Origin of the sequence: Streptomyces sp. CCM_MD2014 (genome assembly GCF_000772045.1) — a bacterium.
Classification (GTDB): domain Bacteria; phylum Actinomycetota; class Actinomycetes; order Streptomycetales; family Streptomycetaceae; genus Streptomyces; species Streptomyces salinarius.
This window is the reverse complement of the sequence record NZ_CP009754.1, coordinates 6,336,587-6,356,026: the sequence shown is the minus strand read 5'-3', so window position 1 is coordinate 6,356,026 and position 19,440 is coordinate 6,336,587. Positions and strand designations below refer to the sequence as shown.

The 19,440-nt window shown below is 72.9% G+C and carries 15 protein-coding genes; 11 read left to right on the top strand and 4 right to left on the bottom strand.

The features are described 5' to 3' along the window. Nucleotide 1 precedes the first annotated feature (1 nt). The 5 genes from NI25_RS28220 (at nt 2) to NI25_RS28200 (ending at nt 5,376) form a co-directional block, all read left to right on the top strand. Complete coding sequence (locus tag NI25_RS28220; RefSeq protein ID WP_061445141.1) at nt 2-589, top strand: winged helix-turn-helix domain-containing protein; 588 nt, start codon at nt 2-4, stop codon at nt 587-589. A gap of 101 nt (nt 590-690) precedes the next feature. Next, nucleotides 691-1,734 carry an NAD-dependent epimerase/dehydratase family protein gene (locus NI25_RS28215; protein ID WP_199561039.1) on the top strand — a complete coding sequence of 348 codons (1,044 nt, stop codon included), beginning with the start codon at nt 691-693 and terminating at the stop codon, nt 1,732-1,734. Nucleotides 1,735-1,786: 52 nt separating this feature from the next. Continuing rightward, nucleotides 1,787-3,070, top strand: coding sequence for a sensor histidine kinase (locus NI25_RS28210; RefSeq protein ID WP_061445139.1), 1,284 nt, complete (start codon nt 1,787-1,789; stop codon nt 3,068-3,070). Then, entirely contained in the window at nt 3,055-3,708 is a 654-nt protein-coding gene (locus NI25_RS28205) for a LuxR C-terminal-related transcriptional regulator (protein ID WP_061445138.1), read from the top strand. The genes NI25_RS28210 and NI25_RS28205 overlap by 16 nt, the downstream gene beginning before the upstream one ends. A gap of 159 nt (nt 3,709-3,867) precedes the next feature. Then, complete coding sequence (locus tag NI25_RS28200) at nt 3,868-5,376, top strand: DUF1996 domain-containing protein (protein ID WP_061445137.1); 1,509 nt, start codon at nt 3,868-3,870, stop codon at nt 5,374-5,376. A gap of 79 nt (nt 5,377-5,455) precedes the next feature. Here NI25_RS28200 and NI25_RS28195 read toward each other — a convergent pair whose 3' ends face one another. Further along, a complete protein-coding gene (locus tag NI25_RS28195) occupies nt 5,456-5,908 on the bottom strand; it encodes a hypothetical protein (RefSeq protein WP_061445136.1) in 453 nt (150 codons plus the stop codon). Nucleotides 5,909-6,043: 135 nt separating this feature from the next. On the opposite strand from NI25_RS28195, the gene NI25_RS28190 reads away from it, so the two are divergent. The 5 genes from NI25_RS28190 (at nt 6,044) to NI25_RS40825 (ending at nt 10,633) form a co-directional block, all read left to right on the top strand. Then, nucleotides 6,044-6,562 carry a tetratricopeptide repeat protein gene (locus NI25_RS28190; RefSeq protein WP_061445135.1) on the top strand — a complete coding sequence of 173 codons (519 nt, stop codon included), beginning with the start codon at nt 6,044-6,046 and terminating at the stop codon, nt 6,560-6,562. Between the two features lie 59 nt (nt 6,563-6,621). Next, complete coding sequence (locus NI25_RS28185; RefSeq protein WP_061445134.1) at nt 6,622-8,553, top strand: hypothetical protein; 1,932 nt, start codon at nt 6,622-6,624, stop codon at nt 8,551-8,553. A gap of 99 nt (nt 8,554-8,652) precedes the next feature. Continuing rightward, on the top strand, nt 8,653-9,741 hold the full coding sequence (locus NI25_RS28180; RefSeq protein WP_061445133.1) for a PDR/VanB family oxidoreductase: 1,089 nt from the start codon (nt 8,653-8,655) through the stop codon (nt 9,739-9,741). Between the two features lie 56 nt (nt 9,742-9,797). Beyond that, nucleotides 9,798-10,490: a TetR/AcrR family transcriptional regulator gene (locus NI25_RS28175; protein ID WP_078884759.1), complete on the top strand. Its 693-nt coding sequence runs from the start codon at nt 9,798-9,800 to the stop codon at nt 10,488-10,490. Next, the gene (locus NI25_RS40825; protein ID WP_420710780.1) at nt 10,487-10,633 is read left to right on the top strand and encodes a hypothetical protein; all 147 of its coding nucleotides are present in this window, start codon (nt 10,487-10,489) and stop codon (nt 10,631-10,633) included. The genes NI25_RS28175 and NI25_RS40825 overlap by 4 nt, the downstream gene beginning before the upstream one ends. Before the next feature lie 304 nt (nt 10,634-10,937). Here NI25_RS40825 and NI25_RS28165 read toward each other — a convergent pair whose 3' ends face one another. Further along, nucleotides 10,938-11,297, bottom strand: coding sequence for a 5-carboxymethyl-2-hydroxymuconate Delta-isomerase (locus tag NI25_RS28165; RefSeq protein WP_061445131.1), 360 nt, complete (start codon nt 11,295-11,297; stop codon nt 10,938-10,940). Between the two features lie 65 nt (nt 11,298-11,362). Continuing rightward, nucleotides 11,363-16,777: a pullulanase-type alpha-1,6-glucosidase gene (pulA, locus tag NI25_RS28160; protein ID WP_061445130.1), complete on the bottom strand. Its 5,415-nt coding sequence runs from the start codon at nt 16,775-16,777 to the stop codon at nt 11,363-11,365. 211 nt (nt 16,778-16,988) lie between these two features. On the opposite strand from pulA, the gene NI25_RS28155 reads away from it, so the two are divergent. Then, entirely contained in the window at nt 16,989-17,708 is a 720-nt protein-coding gene (locus NI25_RS28155; RefSeq protein ID WP_061445129.1) for a FadR/GntR family transcriptional regulator, read from the top strand. 16 nt (nt 17,709-17,724) lie between these two features. Here NI25_RS28155 and NI25_RS28150 read toward each other — a convergent pair whose 3' ends face one another. Next, entirely contained in the window at nt 17,725-19,398 is a 1,674-nt protein-coding gene (locus tag NI25_RS28150; RefSeq protein ID WP_061445128.1) for an L-lactate permease, read from the bottom strand. Nucleotides 19,399-19,440 lie beyond the last annotated feature (42 nt).

Genomic DNA, 19,440 nt, shown 5'->3' with positions numbered 1-19,440 from the left:
CATGGCGACCACCCGCTCCCTGTCCACCGTCACCCTCGACTCCCCCACCGTCCTCCCCGACTCCGGCGGTCCCCGGCACCGGTTGCGCGCCGTCGCCCCGGACGAGGTGGCGGACGTCGTGGACCTGCTGCCACCGGGCGCCACCTGGCTGCCCGCACCCGAGCACACCCTGCCGACGCTGCCGGGGCACCCGCCAATGGTCGGCTACCTCGTACTCGTCCCGGCCGACCGGCAGCCGCCGTTCCGGACCCCCGGGCAGGCCCGGCCCCAGGGCCCGGGTCCGGGCCGGGCGGAGAACCCGCTCGTCCGGATCGACCAGGCGCGGCGCACCGCCGCCGTGGACGGGCGCGAACTCGACCTGACGTACCTGGAGTTCGAGCTGCTCGCCCATCTCGTCAGCCATCCCAACCGGGTGCACACCCGCGACCAGCTGGTCACCACGGTGTGGGGCTACGGGCACGTGGGCGACGGCCGCACCGTCGACGTGCACGTGGCCCGGCTGCGCCGCAAGCTCGGCACGGAGCACCGGCAGACGATCCAGACGGTGCGACGCGTCGGCTACAGGTACACCCCGCCCGCCGGCCGCTGAGCCGCTGATCCGGGCAACCGCGGGCGTCGGCCGCATGGCGCCCCTCTGCTGACGGCAGAGGCCCGTACCCTTCGGCCGCCGTACCCGGCACAGTGACCGGTATGAGACTACTGGTGCTGGGCGGTACGGAGTTCGTGGGGCGGGCCGTGGTCGAGGCCGCGCTCGGCCGGGGCTGGGAGGTGACCGTCCTGCACCGCGGACGGCACGCCCCGCCGGCCGGAGCGCGGGCGCTGCACGGAGACCGCACCGCACCCGACGGGCTCGCCGCGCTGGCGGAGGCCGGGGCCGCGTGGGACGCCGTCGTCGACACCTGGTCGGCGGCGCCCCGCGCGGTCGGGGACGCGGCGCGGCTGCTGCGGGGCCGCGCCGGACGGTACGTGTACGTGTCGAGCCGCTCGGTGTACGCGTGGCCCCCGCCCGCCGGGTGCGCCGAGGACGCCCCGCTCGTCGAGGGCGCCTCGGCGGACGCCGGACAGAGCGACTACGCCCGGGACAAGCGGGGCGGGGAGCTGGCGGCCACGGACGTCTTCGGCGCGGACCGCTCCGTGCTCGTACGGGCCGGGCTGATCCTCGGCCCGTACGAGAACATCGGCCGGCTGCCGTGGTGGCTGAACCGCGTCGCCCGCGGCGGGCCCGTCCTCGCGCCGGGCCCGCGCGACCTGCCCCTGCAGTACATCGACGTCCGCGATCTCGCCGACTGGACGCTCGGCGCGGTGGAGCGGGAGCTGAGCGGACCGTACAACCTGGTCTCCCCGCCGGGGCACACCACCATGGGCCGCCTGCTCGACGCCTGCGCCAGGGTCACGGGCGGCGCGGCCGACCTGCGCTGGACCGAGCCCGCGACCGTCCTCGCCGCCGGCATCGAGCCGTGGGTGCACCTGCCGGTGTGGACGCCCCCGGGCAGCGACCTGTACGACGCCCTGCACACGGCGGACGTCACCCGGGCCCGGGCGACGGGCCTCGCCTGCCGGCCCGTCGAGGACACGGTGGCCGACACCTGGGCCTGGCTGCGGGACATCGGCGGCACCGCACCCCGGCGACCGGACCGGCCCCCGGTCGGCCTGGACCCGGAAACGGAGGCGAAGGCCCTCGCCTCCGCCGACGGCCTCCCGGAGGGCGGAGGTGTACCTGGCACCACCCCCTGACCGGGGTGCCCGGCCCAGTGCCCCGCCCCGCCGCCTCGGCGAGACTGATGCCATGAGCATCGAGACGAAGAGCGGCACACGGCGGACACGGACCCCGGCACAAACCCGGACACGGGATGTCGCGCTGGCGGCCGTGCGGGGACTGGCACTGACGTTCATCGCCCTGCCCGGCGCGGTGGTCTGCCTCTGCCTGAGCCTCGTGTCCATCGCCCTCGTCCCGATCGGAATCGGCATCGTCACCACCCCGTGGGTGCTGACCGGCGTCCGGAAGTTCGCGGACTGGCGGCGGCTGCTCGCCGCCGAATGGGGCGGGGTGCGCATCCGGCGGGCCTACCGGCCGCTGCCCGCGGACGCCAACCCGTGGGCCCGCACCTTCGGAATGCTCCGCGACCCTGCGACCTGGCGGGACGTCCTGTGGCTGCCCGTCGACATGACGGCGGGCGCCGTCACCGCACTGCTCGCCTTCGTGCTGGCCCTCTACCCGCTGGAGGGCTTCGTCATCGCGGCCGGGCTGTGGCGGGTGCTGCCCGACGGGTACTGGTACGGCTTCGTCAAGGTCACCGGCCAGACCTCCGCCCTCTTCGCCGCCGCCCTGGGCGCCGTGCTCCTCGTCGCCTCCCTCTGGCTCACCCCGCTGCTGCTGAAGGCGCATTTCCGGCTCACCGGAGCGATCCTCGGCTCGGGCCAGACCGAACTCGCCGAGCGGGTACGGGTCCTGACCGAGACGCGGCGCGACGCCGTCGACACCTCCGCAGCCGAGCTGCGCCGCATCGAGCGCGACCTGCACGACGGGGCGCAGGCCCGGCTGGTCGCCATGGGCATGGACCTGGGCACCATCGAGGCACTGCTGGAAAAGGACCCGGCGAAGGCCAGGGAGCTGCTCGCCCAGGCCCGCCGCTCCTCCGCCGACGCCCTGACCGAGCTGCGCGAACTCGTGCGCGGCATCCACCCGCCGGTGCTCGCCGAGCGCGGCCTGGGCGACGCGGTGCGCGCGCTGGCGCTGCGGCTGCCCGTCACCGTCGAGGTCGACGTGGACCTGCCCGGCCGGGCCGACGCCCCCGTGGAGTCGGCCGCGTACTTCGCGGTCAGCGAGGTGCTCACCAACGCCGTGAAGCACTCCGGCGCCGACCGGATCTGGATCGACGTCCACCACGGCGAGGGCCTGCTGCGCGTCTGTGTCACGGACAACGGGAAGGGCGGCGCCGCGATCGGAGCGGGCTCGGGCCTGGCCGGGGTGGAGCGGCGACTCGGTACATTCGACGGCGTCCTGGCCGTCAGCTCGCCCGCGGGCGGCCCCACCATGGTCACCATGGAGATCCCTTGCGCGTTGTCCTAGCCGAAGACCTGTTCCTGCTGCGCGACGGGCTGGTCCGGCTCCTGGAAGCCCACAACTTCGAGATCGCCGCCGCCGTCGAGACGGGCCCCGAGCTGTCCCGGGCCCTGGCCGAGCTGGAGCCGGACGTCGCCGTGGTCGACGTCCGGCTGCCGCCCACGCTCACCGACGAGGGCCTGCAGTGCGCGCTGGAGGCCCGCCGCAACCGGCCCGGACTGCCGGTGCTGGTCCTCTCCCAGCACGTGGAGCAGTTGTACGCCCGCGAGTTGCTGGCCGACGGGAGCGGCGGGGTGGGGTACCTGCTCAAGGACCGGGTGTTCGACGCGGAGCAGTTCGTGGACGCCGTGCGGCGGGTGGCGGCGGGCGGTACGGCGATGGACCCGCAGGTCATCCAGCAGCTGCTCAGCCGGCGGGCGGCGGAGGACCGGCCGCTGGAGCGGCTCACCCCCCGCGAGCTGGAGGTGCTGGAGCTGATGGCGCAGGGCCGGACCAACGCGGCGATCGCCGGGAAGCTCGTCGTCACGGAGCGGGCGATCGCCAAACACACGGCGAACATCTTCGCGAAGCTCAGCCTGGAGGTCTCGGACGACGACAACCGCCGTGTCCTGGCGGTTCTGGCCTATCTGGACCGCGGCCGCTGACCCTTTCGCGCGTCCCACGCGTCCCACGGGACCCGCCAATTCCTCCCACGGGTGAACACCTCCGCAGCGGCTTCCGTATGGATGGGAGCCGCTTCACCCCTGTCGGGCGCCCTCGACGCCCCGCAAGCGATGCCTCCGCAAGGAAGTTTGAGGAGTTCCATGGGACGCAACACGAGAAAACGCCGTACGCCGCTGGCCACCAAGATCGTTGCCGGGGCGGCGGCCCTGGCGGTCGGCGGGGGCGGGCTGGTCTGGGCCAACTTCTACGCTTCGGCGCACGAGGAGCATTCCGGCCACAACCGGACCAGGTCGGCCGCCGCGCAGGTGGCGACGATCGACTGTCCCGACGTCGGTCAGAAGATCCGGGACGTGCCGGACCGGGCGCGCGGGGAGGTGGACGGCGAACTGGCCACGATGGACAGCCAGATCACCGACGCCTACCAGCGCCTGGCCACCACACGGCGGGCACAGGCGGGTGACGCGCAGTTCGTCCGGAACGCCATCCTCGGCCCGCTCAAGGACCGGCGGAAGGCGATCATCGACCGGATCCAGCTGGAGATCAACCGGGCCGGCGGCAAGGCCGACGACAACCTGGACCAGCTGGCCGAGTGCCAGGGCCGCCCCGCGGACCAGCCGCAGAACGGCGGCGGTCAGAACGGTGACGGCCAGGACGGCGACGGCCAGATGGACGACGGCCAGAACCAGGGCGGCAACGGGGGCGACGACGACAACGGGAACGGTGTCGCGGGCCCGGTCGCCGACGACTTCGTCGACATCAACGACGTACAGCCGAACTCCCGCGACAGCCGCAACGGCCTGGCCGCGAACGGCGACGGCGGCTCCACCGGTACCTTCACCACCGACTGCGGCGTCAACGAGAACAACCTGTTCAACAGCGACAACCTGATCGCCGCCCCCGGCGTCGACAACGGCGCGCACCACACGCACGACTACGTCGGCAACCAGGACAACGACGCCTTCTCCAGCGACGAGGACCTGGCGAACGCGGACACCTCCTGCCAGAACCAGGGCGACAAGTCCACGTACTACTGGCCGGTGCTGCGCCTCCAGGACGGTACCCAGGAGTTCGACGCGAACGACCAGGGCGGCGGCGCCGAGGGCAACGTCGGCAAGATCCTCAAGCCCGCCGAGGCCCGGATCCAGTTCGTCGGCAGCCGGCAGGGCGACGTGGTCGCGATGCCGAAGTTCCTGCGCATCATCACCGGTGACGCCAAGTCCTTCACCAACGGCGACGCGAACGCCAACACCTCGTGGAGCTGCTCGGGCTTCGAGGACCGGCAGGTGACGGACAAGTACCCGCTGTGCCCCGAGGGCAGCCAGGTGCTGCGGACCACCAACTTCCAGAGCTGCTGGGACGGTCAGAACATCGACAGCGCCAACCACCGGGACCACATGGCCTTCGTCCAGGAGGACGGCAGCTGCCCGAACGGCTTCCAGGCCGTCCCCCAGCTGCAGATCCGCCTCGCGTACGACATCCCCACCCCGACCGTCGAGAACGGCCAGGTGCGGAATCCGTACGCCGTGGACAGCTTCCCGGAGCAGCTGCACAAGCCGATCACCGACCACAACGACTTCATCAACGTCATGGACGAGAACCTGATGAACAAGGTGGTCGACTGCATCAACCGCGGCGAGGACTGCCAGTAGCGGCGCGGGGACCCTCGGTCGGAAGAGGGCCGGTGGCGGGGATCCGCCGCCGGCCCTCTGCGTGTTCCCGTGCCTTCGGTCAGCCGCCGTGCGCGGCGTGTTCGCCGTGCCCGGCCGAGTGCCCGGCGTCGTGCCCGCCGCCGCCGTGCTGGACGCCCTGTTCCAGGTTTCCCCCGAGCCGGCCGCGCAGGTCCGCCACCACGTCCTCGTGGCCGACGGCGACCCATTTGCGGCCGACGAGGTAGTAACCGCCGTAGTCCTTGGCGGTGTTGATCCATTCGCGCTGGCCCCGGTCGGTGGCGAAGGTGGCGAGGACGTACTTCTCGTCGCCCTTGCCGCACAGGGCCTGGCGGATGGTGTCGGCGTCGGTCTGCATGTCCGGCGCGCACTTCGCCTCGGCGGCCAGGTGTTCCAGGCTGCCGGTCGCCGTCTGGGGCACGGCGGCCTCGCCGTCCCCGTCGGCGCCGCAGCCCGTCAGTGCCAGGACCGCCGCCAGGGCGGCCGGCGCGAGCATCGGTCGGGTCAGCCTCATGTGTTCCTCCGGTCCGCCGGTGCGACATGCCGCACGGAGCCCCTGCGTGGGGCTCTCGCCATCGATACGGGCGTGGCGCGCGAAGTACTCAGGAACCCGCGTGCTCTTGTGCCGGGACCGTGCGAGAGTGGCGGGGTGGACCAGGACTGGGAAGAGCGCGTGACGGCCGCCTGGGCGGCATTCGACGACTACGCCGAGGAGGACGCCGCCGACTTCCGGGCGGTGATCGACGCCCTCGCCGACGAGCTGCCCGCGGACAGTCCGCTCGGCCTGTTCGAGCGGGCCTGCGCCTGGGACTCCACGGGTCACTCCGACCGGGCCGTGCCGCTGTACCGCGAGGCGCTGGAACGCGGGCTCGGTGAGGTCAGCGCGTACAAGGGGCGCCGGGCGAAGATCCAGCTCTCCAGCTCGCTGCGGAACACCGGGCACCCGGAGGAGGGCGTGAAGCTGCTCTCGCCGGAACTGGTCGCTCCGTCCGACGAGTTGGACGACGCCGTGCGGGCCGTGCTCGCCCTCTGCCTGTCGAGCATGGGCCGCGACCGCGAGGGCCTGTCCCTGGTGCTCGGCGCGCTGGCACCCCATCTCCCCCGGTACCAGAGGTCGATGGCCAACTACGCGCGGCAGCTGGTGGAGGCTGAGCCCGAAGCGGAGTAGCCCGCCTCGCCCGGGCCGCCTCACGGTGACCATCCCCCGGTTCGCTCGTTCTGCTGAACGTGCAGCCACAGGATGTCGCCCCGCGCCCCGCACCGTCCTCCGCCTCCTCGTCCGACCCGGTCGTCGACGTCGAGCAGGCCGAGGCCGCGCTCGTCGAGCACTATCCGCGCCTGGCCCGGTTGGCCTATCTGGTGCTGCCGCCGGGCCTCGGCCGGGGCCGCCGCGTCCTGACCGCGCACGCCCTCACGCAGCGCGCGCTGCCCCGGAACCGGACGACGACCGCGGTGATCCCGGCCCAGTCCACCGGCCGCGAGGTCGACCCCGGGTACGCGCTGGTCCGGCTGCGGGTGGTGCGTACGGCGCTGGAGGCGGGGCTGCCGCTGCGGCGGCGGGCGTGGCCGAGGCGGTCCCAGCTGCCGCCGCTGCTGCCCCACGTGCGGGGCCTCAAGCTCTTCCCGCGCTCGGGCGGCGCCGACGAACTCGACCTGGACCAGCGGCTGTCCGCGCTCTCCGGTGCGGGCCGGGCGGCGTACGTGCTGCGCGGTCTGGAGCGGCTCCCCGACGACGGGGTACGGCAGGTGCTGACCGCCGCCGGCGTGGCCGACGCGGACGCCGCGCTGCGGGAGGCCGACGGGGTGCCGGGGCAGTACGGGCTGCTGGGCTCCCCCGAGTTCGACCCGTGCTCGCTGCAGGCCCGCCCGACCGATCTGCTGCGCCGGCGCCAGCACACGAAGGCCGCGCTGGTCGCCGGGGCGGCGCTGGTGGTGTGCGGGGCCCTGCTCGGCCTGCCCGGGGACGGCTGGGGACCGGACGGTGCCGCCGCCCCGCCGTACGCGAGGAACCCGGCGGCCGAGGCCGCGCTCGACCCCGGCAGGCTCACCCGGGTCGCGCCCGCCGCCTGGGAGACGTCCGCGCGCACGGACTTCTCGGTGTGGCCGGCGCGCGGTGACCTCACCGGCGACGAGGAGCTGCTGCGCCGCGCCCTGGCCGTCTGGGCCCGGCCCGGCGAGAGCGTGGGGGTGTCGGCGACGCCGGGGACCCAGACCGGCGCTCCGGCCGGTCCGCCGCAGCTGCTGTACGCCGGGAACGTGGACAACGCGCGGGTGGTGATCCTGCACGACGGTCTGCGCCTGGTCCGGTACGCCGAGCCGAAGAACGGTTCCGCCGGAGCCGCCCTGGACTTCGCGCGGACCGACGGGGCCGGCCGGGCCACGGCGACCGCGGTGGTGCTGGGCCGGGCCGACGGGAACGTCCGCTATCTGACGGCCCCCTGGGTGACGGAGGTGGCCGCCCGTGATCTGGTCGAGCCCGACTCCGGCCCCAAGGAGCTGACGCTCACCGACGGTGTGACGTCCCCGCTGGCCAGCCCCGTGCAGCAGCGGTCCGGCGCCTGTACGTCGTGGAACGCGCTGGAGCTGACCGACAGTGCGGACACCCGCGTGGTGACCGACCTGGGCGAGCTGGTGCCGGCCCGCCTCACCACCGGGCGCCCCGGTGCCGCGAAGGACGCCTCGGGTGCGAAGGCGCTGGACGCCTGGGCGCCGTACGCCTGCTCGCTGGGCGCGGTGCGGGGACAGGGGGTCCGGTCGGTGAACGCCTGGGAGTTCGCGTCGCAGCCGCTGCCCGACGGGACCGGGGCGGGCGACTGGGTGTGCACCCGCGCCGAGACCTGGCGGGGCGAAGGGGCCCGGGTGCTGGCGCAGTTCCGTACGCCGGGCGGGGCGCAGGGCGCGGTGGCGGCGAGGGCGCAGGACGTGCCGGCCTGTGGTGAGCGCGATCCGCACGTGCTGGCCGGGGTGCTGTGGAAGTCGCAGGGCGGGCACTGGTACCTGCTCGCCGCGGCCGGTCGCGGCACGACGTCGATCGAGGCCACCGGCGGTGTCAGCGACTCCGCCGAGGGGAACCTGCTGACGGCGAAGGCCGAGCAGGGTGCGCGGGCCGAGCTGAAGGGCACGCTGGAGAACGGGCGGACGATCGGCGGACTGCGCTAGCCACCGTTCATCGCCACCGGCCCACCCTTGCTGACAGCGACGTCAACAAGTGTCGGCAGAAGGGTTCCCCGCCGACTTACCGCTCAGTACATTGACGCCATGTCTAACAAGCCTGTTCCGTTCATGGCGCGGCTGCGGAAGCCGACGCCCCTGCTCTTCGCGGCCGGCGCCGCGCTCGTCGTGGGCGCGGCGGTACGGCGCCGGGCGCCGGGCTCGCCGCCCCGGACGAGTGCCGTCCCGCGTCCGTCGGCCTCCGGGCCGCCGCGCCCCCGCGCGCTGACGCTGCTGGTGACCGCGCACGAGCGGGTGGCCGACGGGGTGGTGCTGCTGCGTCTGGAGGGGACCGACCTGCCCCGCTGGGAGCCTGGCGCCCACCTGGACCTGGTCCTGCCGTCGGGCCTGGTGAGGCAGTACTCGCTGTGCGGCGATCCGGAGGACACCTCGTCGTACACGGTGGCCGCACGGCTGGTCGAGGACGGACGGGGCGGTTCGCGCGAGGTGCACGAACAGGTGCAGGAGGGCACGGAGCTGGAGGTGCGCGGCCCGCGCAACCGCTTCCCCCTCGTCGACGCCCCCGCCCACGCGTTCGTCGCCGGGGGCATCGGCATCACACCCGTGCTGCCCATGCTGCGGGCGTTGCCCGAGGGCGCCGAGTGGCGGCTGCTGTACGGCGGGCGGACGCGCGCGTCGATGCCGTTCCTGGAGGAGGTCGGGAAGCTGGACCCGGAGGGCGGTCGCGTCACCGTCGTCCCCGAGGACGAGGACGGGCGGCCCGATCTCGACTCCTTCCTGGCGGACCTCCCCGAGGACACGGCCGTGTACTGCTGTGGCCCGGAGGGCCTGATGGCGGCCGTGGAGGAGCGCCTCCCCGAGGGCGCCGCGCTGCACCTGGAGCGGTTCGCGCCCCGTACGACGGCCGACGGCGACGGGGAGTTCGAGGTCGAACTGCACCGCAGCGGGCGCACGCTGACCGTGCCCGGCGACTCCTCGGTGCTGGCCGCCGTACGCGCCGAGCTGCCCAACACCCCGTACTCGTGCGAGCAGGGCTGGTGCGGGACCTGCCAGCAGACGGTGCTGGAGGGCGAGATCGATCACCGGGACGACCTGCTGACCGACTCGGAGCGCGGCGACTCGATGCTCATCTGCGTGTCCCGGTGCCGGGGTACGCGGCTCGTGCTCGACATGTGAACACCGATGCCCGGTCCGGCCCGTTCGGGGCCGGATTCGATCGGTAAGGTGTTCGTATGACTACCGGGGTACGCCGCAGGATGGGCGTCGAGGAGCGGCGGCGGCAGTTGATCGGCGTCGCGCTCGAACTGTTCAGCCGCCGCTCGCCCGACGAGGTCTCCATCGACGAGATAGCGTTGGCCGCGGGCATCTCGCGCCCGCTGGTCTACCACTACTTCCCCGGCAAACTCAGCCTGTACGAGGCCGCGTTGCAGCGCGCCTCGGACGATCTGGCGGCCCGGTTCGCGGAGCCGCGCCAGGGCCCGCTGGGCGCGAGGCTGCTGCGCGTGATGGGCCGGTACTTCGACTTCGTGGACGAGCACGGCCCGGGTTTCTCCGCCCTGATGCGCGGCGGCCCGGCCGTGGGCTCGTCGACGACCAACGCGCTGGTGGACTCCGTACGGCAGGCCGCGTATGTCCAGATCCTTTCGCACCTGGACGTCGCCGAGCCGCCCGCGCGACTGGACCTGGTCGTCCGCTCCTGGATCTCGCTCGCCGAGTCGACGGCGCTGATCTGGCTGGACGGCCGCCGCATTCCGCGCGCCGAGCTGGAGGTCCAGCTCGTGCACGACTTCGCCGCACTGCTCGCGGTGAGCGCCGCCCAGGACGAGGAGATGGGCGCGCTCGTCCGCCGGGTCCTCGCCGACGAGCCGGACGACGGCCCCTTCGGGGACCTGGTGGAGCGGCTTCTCGCCCTGACGGCCCGATGAGCACCGTGCCGACGTGGGGGCTGGTCGTGGAGACGACCCTGGGGACCGGGGAGCGCAAGCACACGGAGGCCCAGGCCGTGGCGCACGTCACCGGGTCCCGCGAGGAGGCGCTCGCCGAGTTGGAGCGGCGGGCGCGGAGTTGATCCTCCGCCCACCCCTCAGCCCCCGGCGGCGTCGCCTGCTGCGGGTCGGCGACGGGTTCCTGCTCGTCGTGGACGGGGCCCGGCAGTCGTTCGTCACCCGGTCCACGGTGGCGGAGCTACTGACGGACTCCACGGCACCGCAGCCACCCGAGCCGGAACCGGAGGCCGGGGCGGACCCGGAGGCCGGGGCGGAACCGCCCGCCCCCGCCGCCGCGCGGGAGCCCGAGCCGGACGCGGACGGGTGCCGGTGCGGCCGGCCTGGCTGGGCCGCCGGGGCCTGCCGTGAGGCCCGGGGCCCGTGCGGCTACTCGGTCTCGAACGTGCGGTACGACGGGTCCAGGTCGCGGACCTCGGCGGAGGCGTGCAGGACGAGGCCGTCGCCCGGCTTGGCGTACTGCCGCAGCAGTTCCAGGACGGCCTCGGTCAGCCGCACCTTGGTCTCGTCGGTGCGGCCCGCGAGCAGCCCGAGCGTGACGTGCACGACGGCGTGCCCCTCGGTGTCGGGGCCGACCACGGTGTCCTCGGCGCGGCGGAACTGCGTCATGCACGCCGGCGGCCTGGCGGACGCGATCTCGACGACGGCCTCGTGCAGGGCCCGCGCGAAGGCGGGCCGGTCGAAGCCGTCCGCGAGCCGACCGGAGTAGTCGACGGTGATCTGCGGCATGAGCCCTCCCGTTTGCGTTCAGCACGACACCGGCAGGGCTCACCCTAACCGCAGGTCCCCCGCCCTCAGCCGGTGCGCTCGAAGACCGCGACGGTGCGGGCCGGCACGGTGAAGGTGCCGGTCTTCGCCGCGTATGCCGACTCCTTCACCACCGCGTCCGCGCCCGCCGCCTGCACCGGGTGCAGCCGGTAGCCGGTCCCGGCCGCCGCGCCGACGCGCTGTTCCCGGCGCTCGGGCGTGGCGTTGAAGACGACGACGAGGTCGCCGAGGCTCATGGTGATCACCCCGGGTGTCTCGTCCTTGCCGGAGAGCGGGAAGGAGAGCCGGGACTGCACCCGCGCGGCCGTGGCGAGGGAGAAGTCCTTCTCGCCGCTGCGGATCCTCAGCAGGTCCCGGTAGGCCGCCGAGGCGCCGTCGATCTGCGGGCAGCCGACCCGCACCGTGCCGAGCAGGGGCTTGGCGTAGGGCCACTTGTCCTGGTTGTCGGCGGCCGGTGGCAGGCCGCGGCCGAAGCCGTTGCCGTCGGCGCAGTTCCAGTGCAGGGCGTTGAACCAGTCGCCGCTGTCGTAGGAGTTGCGGTCCAGCGACTTGGAGCGCAGCAGGTCGGTGCCCGCCTGGGAGAGCGCCGGGCCCTGCGAGAGGGTGGCGGTCGCCATGGCGAGGACCTGCATGCGGGCCCGGTCGTCGGCGGACGTGTCCTTCGGCAGCTTGAAGGCGAGCGCGTCGAAGAGGGACTCGTTGTCGTGCGCGTCGGCGTAGGCGAGGGCGTCGCCGGGTGCCGCCGCGTATCCGGCGGGGGCGCCGTTGTAGTCGACCTCGGAGCCCTTGACCTCCTTGCCGTGGGTGTCGGTGAAGGTGTAGCCGGCGAGGTTGCCGGTCAGGCCGACCTTGATCAGGTCCTGGTAGTGCAGGAGGCGGGCCTTCTGCTCGGCCTCGGTGCCGTTGGCCTCCGAGGAGTTGGGGTCGGTGTAGAGGCCGGAGGCGAAGCCCTGCACGCCGGGGTCCTCGTCGAACGGGCCGCCGCCGCGCACGGCGTCGCGGGCCCGGTCGGAGAAGGTGGCGATGCCGGTGCCGGCCATGTTCTTCTGGGTGGCCTGGACGAAGCGGGCGTCGTCGGCGACCTCGCCGAAGTTCCAGCCCTCGCCGTACAGGATGACCTTCTTGCCGTCGACGCCGTCCTTGGCGAGGGTCAGTTCGTCCAGCGCCTTGCGGACCGCGAGGATGTTGGCCTTGGGGTGGTGGCCCATGAGGTCGAAGCGGAAGCCGTCGACCTTGTACTCCTTGGCCCAGGTGACGACCGAGTCGACGACGAGCTTGCCCATCATGGCGTTCTCGGTGGCGGTGTTGGCGCAGCAGGTGCTGCTCGCGACCGTGCCGTCGGCGAGCAGCCGCTGGTAGTAGCCGGGCACGATCCGGTCGAGGACGCTGGTCTTCGCCTGTCCGCTCGCGGCCGTGTGGTTGTAGACGACGTCCATGACGACGCGCAGGCCGTCGTCGTTGAGGGCCTTGACCATCTTGCGGAACTCGACGGTGCGCTCGGTGCCGTCCGGGTCGGTGGCGTAGGAGCCCTCGGGGACCGTGTAGTGGTACGGGTCGTAGCCCCAGTTGAAGGCGTCCTTGGCGGCGGCCTTCGTCACGCACTCCTGCTGCTTCCCGGAGTCGGCGGGGAGGGCGGCGAGGTCGCAGTCGGGCGCCGTCTGCTCGGACTTCCTCTCGGGGATGGTGGCGATGTCGAAGGCGGGCAGCAGGTGCACGTAGGACGTGCCGGCCTCGGCCAGCTCGCGCAGGTGCTTGGAGCCGTCGCTCTTCTCGTCGGTGAAGGCGAGGTAGGTGCCCCGGTTGTCCGCGTCCGCCGTCGGGTCGGCGACGGAGAAGTCGCGGATGTGCAGTTCCTGGATCTGGGCGTCCCTGAGCGGCACCGCCTCGGGCTTGCGGTAGTGCTCCCAGCCGCGCGGGGCGAGCCTGCGGTCGTCCAGGTCGACGACGAGACTGCGCTCGGAGTCGGTGGTCAGGGCGAGGGAGTACGGGTCGGTGACCTTGTTGGTGACGACCTCGCCCGCGGAGGGCGCCCAGACCTTGACGGCGTACCGGTAGGGCTTGCCCTTCCAGGACTTCGGGCCGGTGGCGGACCAGACGCCGGTGGCGTCGTCGCGGCGCATCCGCACGGTGCGGTCGCCGATCTCGAGCTGCACGTCCTGCGCGGTCGGCGCCCACACGGAGAGGGTGGGGCGGCCGTGCCGGAAGACCGGACCGAGGTCGGCCCCGGCAGCCCGGTCCGCGTACAGGTCGTCCAGGACGCCGGCGGTCTGTACGCCGGTCGCGGCGAGCAGGGCGCCGGTGGCGGTGCGCTGGGCGGCGACGACCTGGCCGCGCAGGGCCTCGCGGACCCGGTCGCGGTCGCGCGGGTCGACCGACCAGGCGGTGTACTCCTTCAGGTGCGGGAACTTGGCCTTCTGGGCGTCGGTGAGGGCGCTCTTCGTCAGGCGGAGCCACTGCTGGTCGGCGCCGGTGAGCCTGCCGTCTTCGGCGGTGACGGATCCGGTGCGGGAGGCGAGCAGCTGGGTGGAGGCGGCGCCCTCGGAGCCGTTCCAGGCGACGGTGTTCCGGTCGATCCAGACGGCCTTGGAGGTGGTGAGGTCGACGGCCGCGGCCGAGCCCGCGGGCTGCGGCAGCAGGTACTCCTCCCGGCCGCTCAGCAGCCACACCTCGTGGCCGTCGGCCTTGAGGTCGAGGGCCTGGTCGGTGGGCAGGTCCTTCTCGTCGCCCTTGTGCACGATGTAACTGAGGCTGCTCGCGCCCTCGGTGAGGGGCACCTCGAAGACCGCGCCGTAGGGGTCGGTCCGGACCGGCTGGAGCGGCTTGGCCCAGTCGGTGGGGTTCGCGGCGTCGCCCCAGACGTGCAGGCCCCAGCCGTCGTAGTTCCCGTCGGCGCGCTGGTAGTGCAGTACGGCCTTGGTGGTGTCCTGGGCCGGGTACTCGGGCCGCTCCGTGGCGACCTGTTCCTTGCCCTGCTCGATCCACACCTCGCCGGTCTCGGTGACGTCGATGGTGCGGTCGGCGGCGACGTCCTTGTTGCCGTCCTTGTCGATGACGAGGAAGCCGACGTTCGACGCGCCGGGCTTGAGCTTGACGTAGGCGAAGGCGCCGTAGGCGTCCCGGCCGGTGAAGGGGTGGGTCTCGGGCCAGGTGGTCGCCTCACCGTCGGCGAGGTCGCCCCAGGCGTACAGGCCCCAGTCGTCGTAGTTCCCGTCGGCGCGCTTGTAGTGCACGACCGCGTAGTCGCGGGAGGCGGCGGTGGGCACCTCCTCGGCGGGCGGGGTGCCGGTGGTGGAGGCGGCCGTGGCGCTCGCGGTGCGGCCCGCCGAGTCCACGACGACCGCCTTGTAGCGCAGGGCGGTGCCGGGCGGGGTGTCCGCGTCGATGGCCTGGGTGACCTTGTAGGGCGCGTGGTCGGCGGTGCCGAGGGTGCGCCACTCGCCGTTCCCGGTTTGGGCGGCGAAGACGACGCGGTTGAGCTGGCCGCCCGCGACGTCGGCGTTCAGCTCGACGGTGCCGGTGGCGCCGGGGTCCGGGGCGTGCAGGGTGATCGTCGGCTTGGCGGCGGGCTGGGCGAGCGGTCCCGCGGCCTTGAGGACGACGGCCGACCGGGCCGGGACGGTGACGGTGACCTTCTTGTCGGCGCCCGACTTCACGGTGGCGTCGGTGCCGTGGATGCCGCGGAAGGCCATGCCGGCCGAGCCGGTGGCGAAGGTGGCGCTCTTCGGGGCTTCGGCGTTGTTGAAGGCGACGACGTACTCGGTGCCGGTCTTCGCGTCGGTGCGGGAGAAGGCGTAGACGCCGGGGCCGTCGGCCGCGTAGCGCTCGGTCTGGACGCCGTCGGCGAGGGCCGGGTTGGCCTTGCGGAGCTCGGCGAGGGCGCTGATCTGCCGGTAGAGCGGGGCGCTCGTGTCGTAGGCGGCCTCGGCGTGGGTGCGGTCGGTGCCGAGCTGGTCGTCGTCGAGGTAGTCGGCGGTGCGGGAGGCGAACATCGGCTGGCGGGCGTCCTTGTCGCCGCCGGCGCCGGTGAAGCCCTGCTCGTCGCCGTAGTAAACCACCGGGTTGCCGCGGCTGAGGAACATCAGCTCGTTGGCGAGCCGGTCCTTCTGCAGGAGTTCGGCGTCGGTGGCCTCGGGGTCGTCCTGCTTGAGGAAGGTCCCGATGCGGCCCATGTCGTGGTTGCCGAGGAAGGTGACCTGCTCGTACGCGTTGGCCTTGTCGGTCGTGTACTTGTAGTCGTCGCCGAAGACCGAGGCGAGCTTCTTGGCGCTGCCGCCCTGGGACGCGTAGGCGCGGGCCGCGTCCTGGAAGGGGAAGTCCAGGGTGGAGTCCAGGCGGCCCCGGGTGACGTAGGGGGCGGTGACGGAGGTGTCGGCGGAGTAGACCTCGCCGAACATGAAGAAGTCGTCGCGGCCCTTCTTGGCGGCGTAGGCGTCCAGCGCGGTCGCCCACTGGGTCCAGAACTCCATGTTGACGTGCTTCACGGTGTCGATCCGGAAGCCGTCGATGGCGAAGTCCTTCACCCACCGCTGGTAGATCTTCTCCATGCCGCTGACGACCTCGGGACGCTCGGTCCACAGGTCGTCGAGGCCGTTGAAGTCGCCGTAGGTGGCGGACTCGCCGGCCCAGGTGGAGTCGCCCCGGTTGTGGTACATCGCCGGGTCGTTGAGCCAGGAGGGGACCTTGAGGTTCTTCTTGGCGGCCGGGACCGTCGGGGTGCGCGGGAAGGAGCCGGAGCCGACGCGGGGGAAGCGGCGCTCGCCGTCCGCGTAGTCGGCGTCGTCGAAGGGCTTTCCGTCCCGGGTCAGGTAGGGGAAGGCGCCCTTGGAGAGGTAGTCGTAGGACTTCTCCTCGTAGTCGACGACGTCGGCGGTGTGGTTGGTGATGACGTCGAAGAAGACCTTCATGCCCTTGGCGTGGGCCTTGGAGACGAGGTTCTTCAGGTCCTGGTTGGTGCCGAAGTGCGGGTCGACCTGGGTGAAGTCGGTGATCCAGTAACCGTGGTAACCGGCGGAGGCGTCCTTGCCGGTGCCCTGCACGGGCTGGTTCTTGAAGAGGGGCGCCATCCAGATGGCGGTGGTGCCCAGGCCCTTGATGTAGTCGAGCTTCCGGGTCAGGCCCTTGAGGTCGCCGCCCTGGTAGAAGCCCTTGTCGGTGGGGTCGTAGCCGGTGGTGAGCCGGGTGCCGGTCAGGCCGCCGCGGTCGTTCTCGGCGTCCCCGTTGGCGAAGCGGTCCGGCAGGACGAAGTAGAACTGCTCGCGGGTCAGGTCGTGGCGCGCGGCGGTCTTCGCCAGCTTCGCGTCGGACGGGGGCGCGGGCGGGGCGTCGGCGCGCGCGGCGAGCGGGGGGAGCAGGGCGGCGGCGAGCACGGTCACGGTGACGGCCGCGACCCGTCTCACTCGTGCGGTACGGCGCGCGACAGGCACCGGCCATCTCGGTATCACAGGCGTGAACTCCTTGCGACTGCGGCTCGTTCGGGTCCGACCCCGGCGAGACCGTAGCGCTGCCGCAAGAGTTGCGGCAAGACACATGAAAGTAACGGCAAGAACTTTCACGACCGTCGCCCGCCGGGAGGTTCGGGCGATTTGGTCCGACCACATGCCCTGTGTGACATAGTTGGGACCAGGAACGTCCGGCCGAGCGAGGGAGTGGCGGATGCCCGTCGAGTGGCAGCCCGTGCGGCAGTCGCGCACACACGAACTCGTGCTCCAGAGCATCGAGGAGCGCGTGCTGGCCGGGGAGCTGAAGGCCGGGGACCGGCTGCCCCCGGAGCGCGAGCTGGCACCCGTCCTCGGGGTGAGCCGGTCGGCGCTGCGCGAGGCACTGCGGGTGCTGGAGACGATCGGGGTGCTGGTCGCCCAGGCGGGCCGGGGCCCGGACGCCGGCGCGCGGATCGTGCGCAACCCCGACGACGCACTCGGCCGGCTGCTGCGGCTGCACTTCGCCCTCGGCAGCTACGGCCTGGAGGACGTGCTGGAGGCCCGGGTGGTGCTGGAGCGCTCCAGTTTCGAGGCGGCGGCGCGGCACGCCTCGGCGGAGGACCTCGACGAGGCGGCGGCGCTCGTCGCGGCCATGGGCGAACCGGGCGTGGACGTGCCCGAGTTCAACGACCTCGACACCCGCTTCCACGTCCAGATCGCCCGCAGCTCCGGCAACCAGCTCACCTCCACCCTCACCTCGGCCGTGCGCGAGTCGGTGCGCCCGCTGATCCTGCGGGCCCTGGAGGCGACCGAGGACTGGCCCGCCACGGCCGCGGCGCTGAACGCCGAGCACACCGAACTGCTGCGGCTGGTGCGCGCGGGCGAGGGCGGGCGGGCCGCCGACCTCGCCGAGAAGCACATCCGCGGCTTCCACGGCACGCTGGTCAACGGCTGACGCCCGTCCCGTCGGGTTACGGCAGCATCCAGGACAGCACCGGCAGGGACTGCAGGTAGACCAGGACGCACAGGATCACCAGCATCCCGACGCTGTATCCGGCGACCCTGCCCAGCAGGACGCCTTCGGAGCCCGGCCGTTCGACCGCGGTGGCGGCGATGGTCAGGTTCTGCGGGCTGACCATCTTGCCGACGACGCCGCCGGAGGTGTTGGCGGCGACCAGCAGGGTCGGGTCGATCCCCGCGCCCTGCCCGGCGGTCTGCTGCAGGGTCGCGAACAGGGCGTTGGCCGAGGTGTCGGAGCCGGTGACGGCGGTGCCGAGCCAGCCGAGTACCGGGGAGAGCAGGGCGAAGAGTCCGCCGACGGCGGCGAGCCAGGTGCCGATCGCGACCGTCTGGCCGGACTGGTTCATGACGTAGCCGAGCGCCAGCACGGTGGCGACCGTGGCGATGGCGGTGCGCATGTTCCTCAGGGTGCGCGCCGCGGCGGCCAGGCCCATGCGGGCGGTCATCGGGTAGCGGTCGGTGTCGCCCGCCAGGCCGTACGCGAGCATCACGAGGAGCCCGGAGACGATCAGCAGGGTGCCGGGGTTGCCCAGGACCTCCAGCCTGTAGACCGCGCTGCCGGACGGGGAGCCGTCGGGGGCGAGGAGGTGGCCGTACAGGCCGGGCCATTCCAGCTCGAGGGTGGCCTTGCCGAGCAGCCCGGGCACGTCCAGTCCGCCGACGTTCAGCTTGGCGAGCCCGAAGATCGCGATGACCAGGACGTACGGCAGCACGGCCAGGGTGACCCGGCGCGGAGTCAGCGGCTCCGGCTCGACCCGGGAGCGCTGGTCGTCGGGGGTCTTCGGGGCCCAGAAGCGCAGCATGAGCACCGCGGCGGCGAAGCCGGCGAGTGAGGCGACGACGTCGGTGAGTTCGTAGGCGAAGTGGGACGCGCACCAGAACTGGGCGAGGGCGAAGACGAACCCGGTGACCAGGGCGATGGGCCACAGTTGCCGGACACCGCGCCGCCCGTCGACGACGAAGAGCAGCAGCAGCGGCACGAAGAGGGCGAGCAGCGGGCTCTGCCGGCCGATCACCGCGGCGACGTCCTCGGCCGGGATGCCGGTGAGGTTGCCTGCGGTGGTGATGGGGATGGCCATGGCGCCGAAGGCGACCGGCGCGGTGTTGGCGAGCAGGACGGTGACGGCCGACCTGATCTTCGGCAGTCCGAGCGCCATCAGCATCGCGGCGGTGATCGCGACGGGGGCGCCGAAGCCGGCCAGGGCCTCCAGCAGGCCGCCGAAGCAGAAGGCGATGAGCATGGCCTGGACGCGCAGGTCGCCGCGGCCGACGGCACTGAAGGAGCGGCGCAGGTCCTCGAAGCGTTTGCTGATCACGGTGAGTTCGTAGAACCAGATCGCGGCGACGACGATCAGCATCACCGGGAAGAGGCCGAAGACCGCGCCCTGGGTGGCGGAGAGGACGCCGAGCCTCACCGGCATCCCGTACCCGAACACCGCCACGAGCAGGGCGACGAGCAGCGCGCCCAGCGCGGACTCCAGGGCCGGGCGCCTGGCCGCCATCAGCAGCAGGAAGAAGGCCGCGAGGGGGACCAGGCCCAGGAGGGCGGTGGCGGTGAGGCTGTCCCCGACGGCGGCCACGTCGGGGGTGAAGGCCGCGAGGACGGCCGGTGGCGCGGTGGTCACGGAAGTGCTCCTCCTGAGGTCTGCGCGCCATGCCGACGCCGG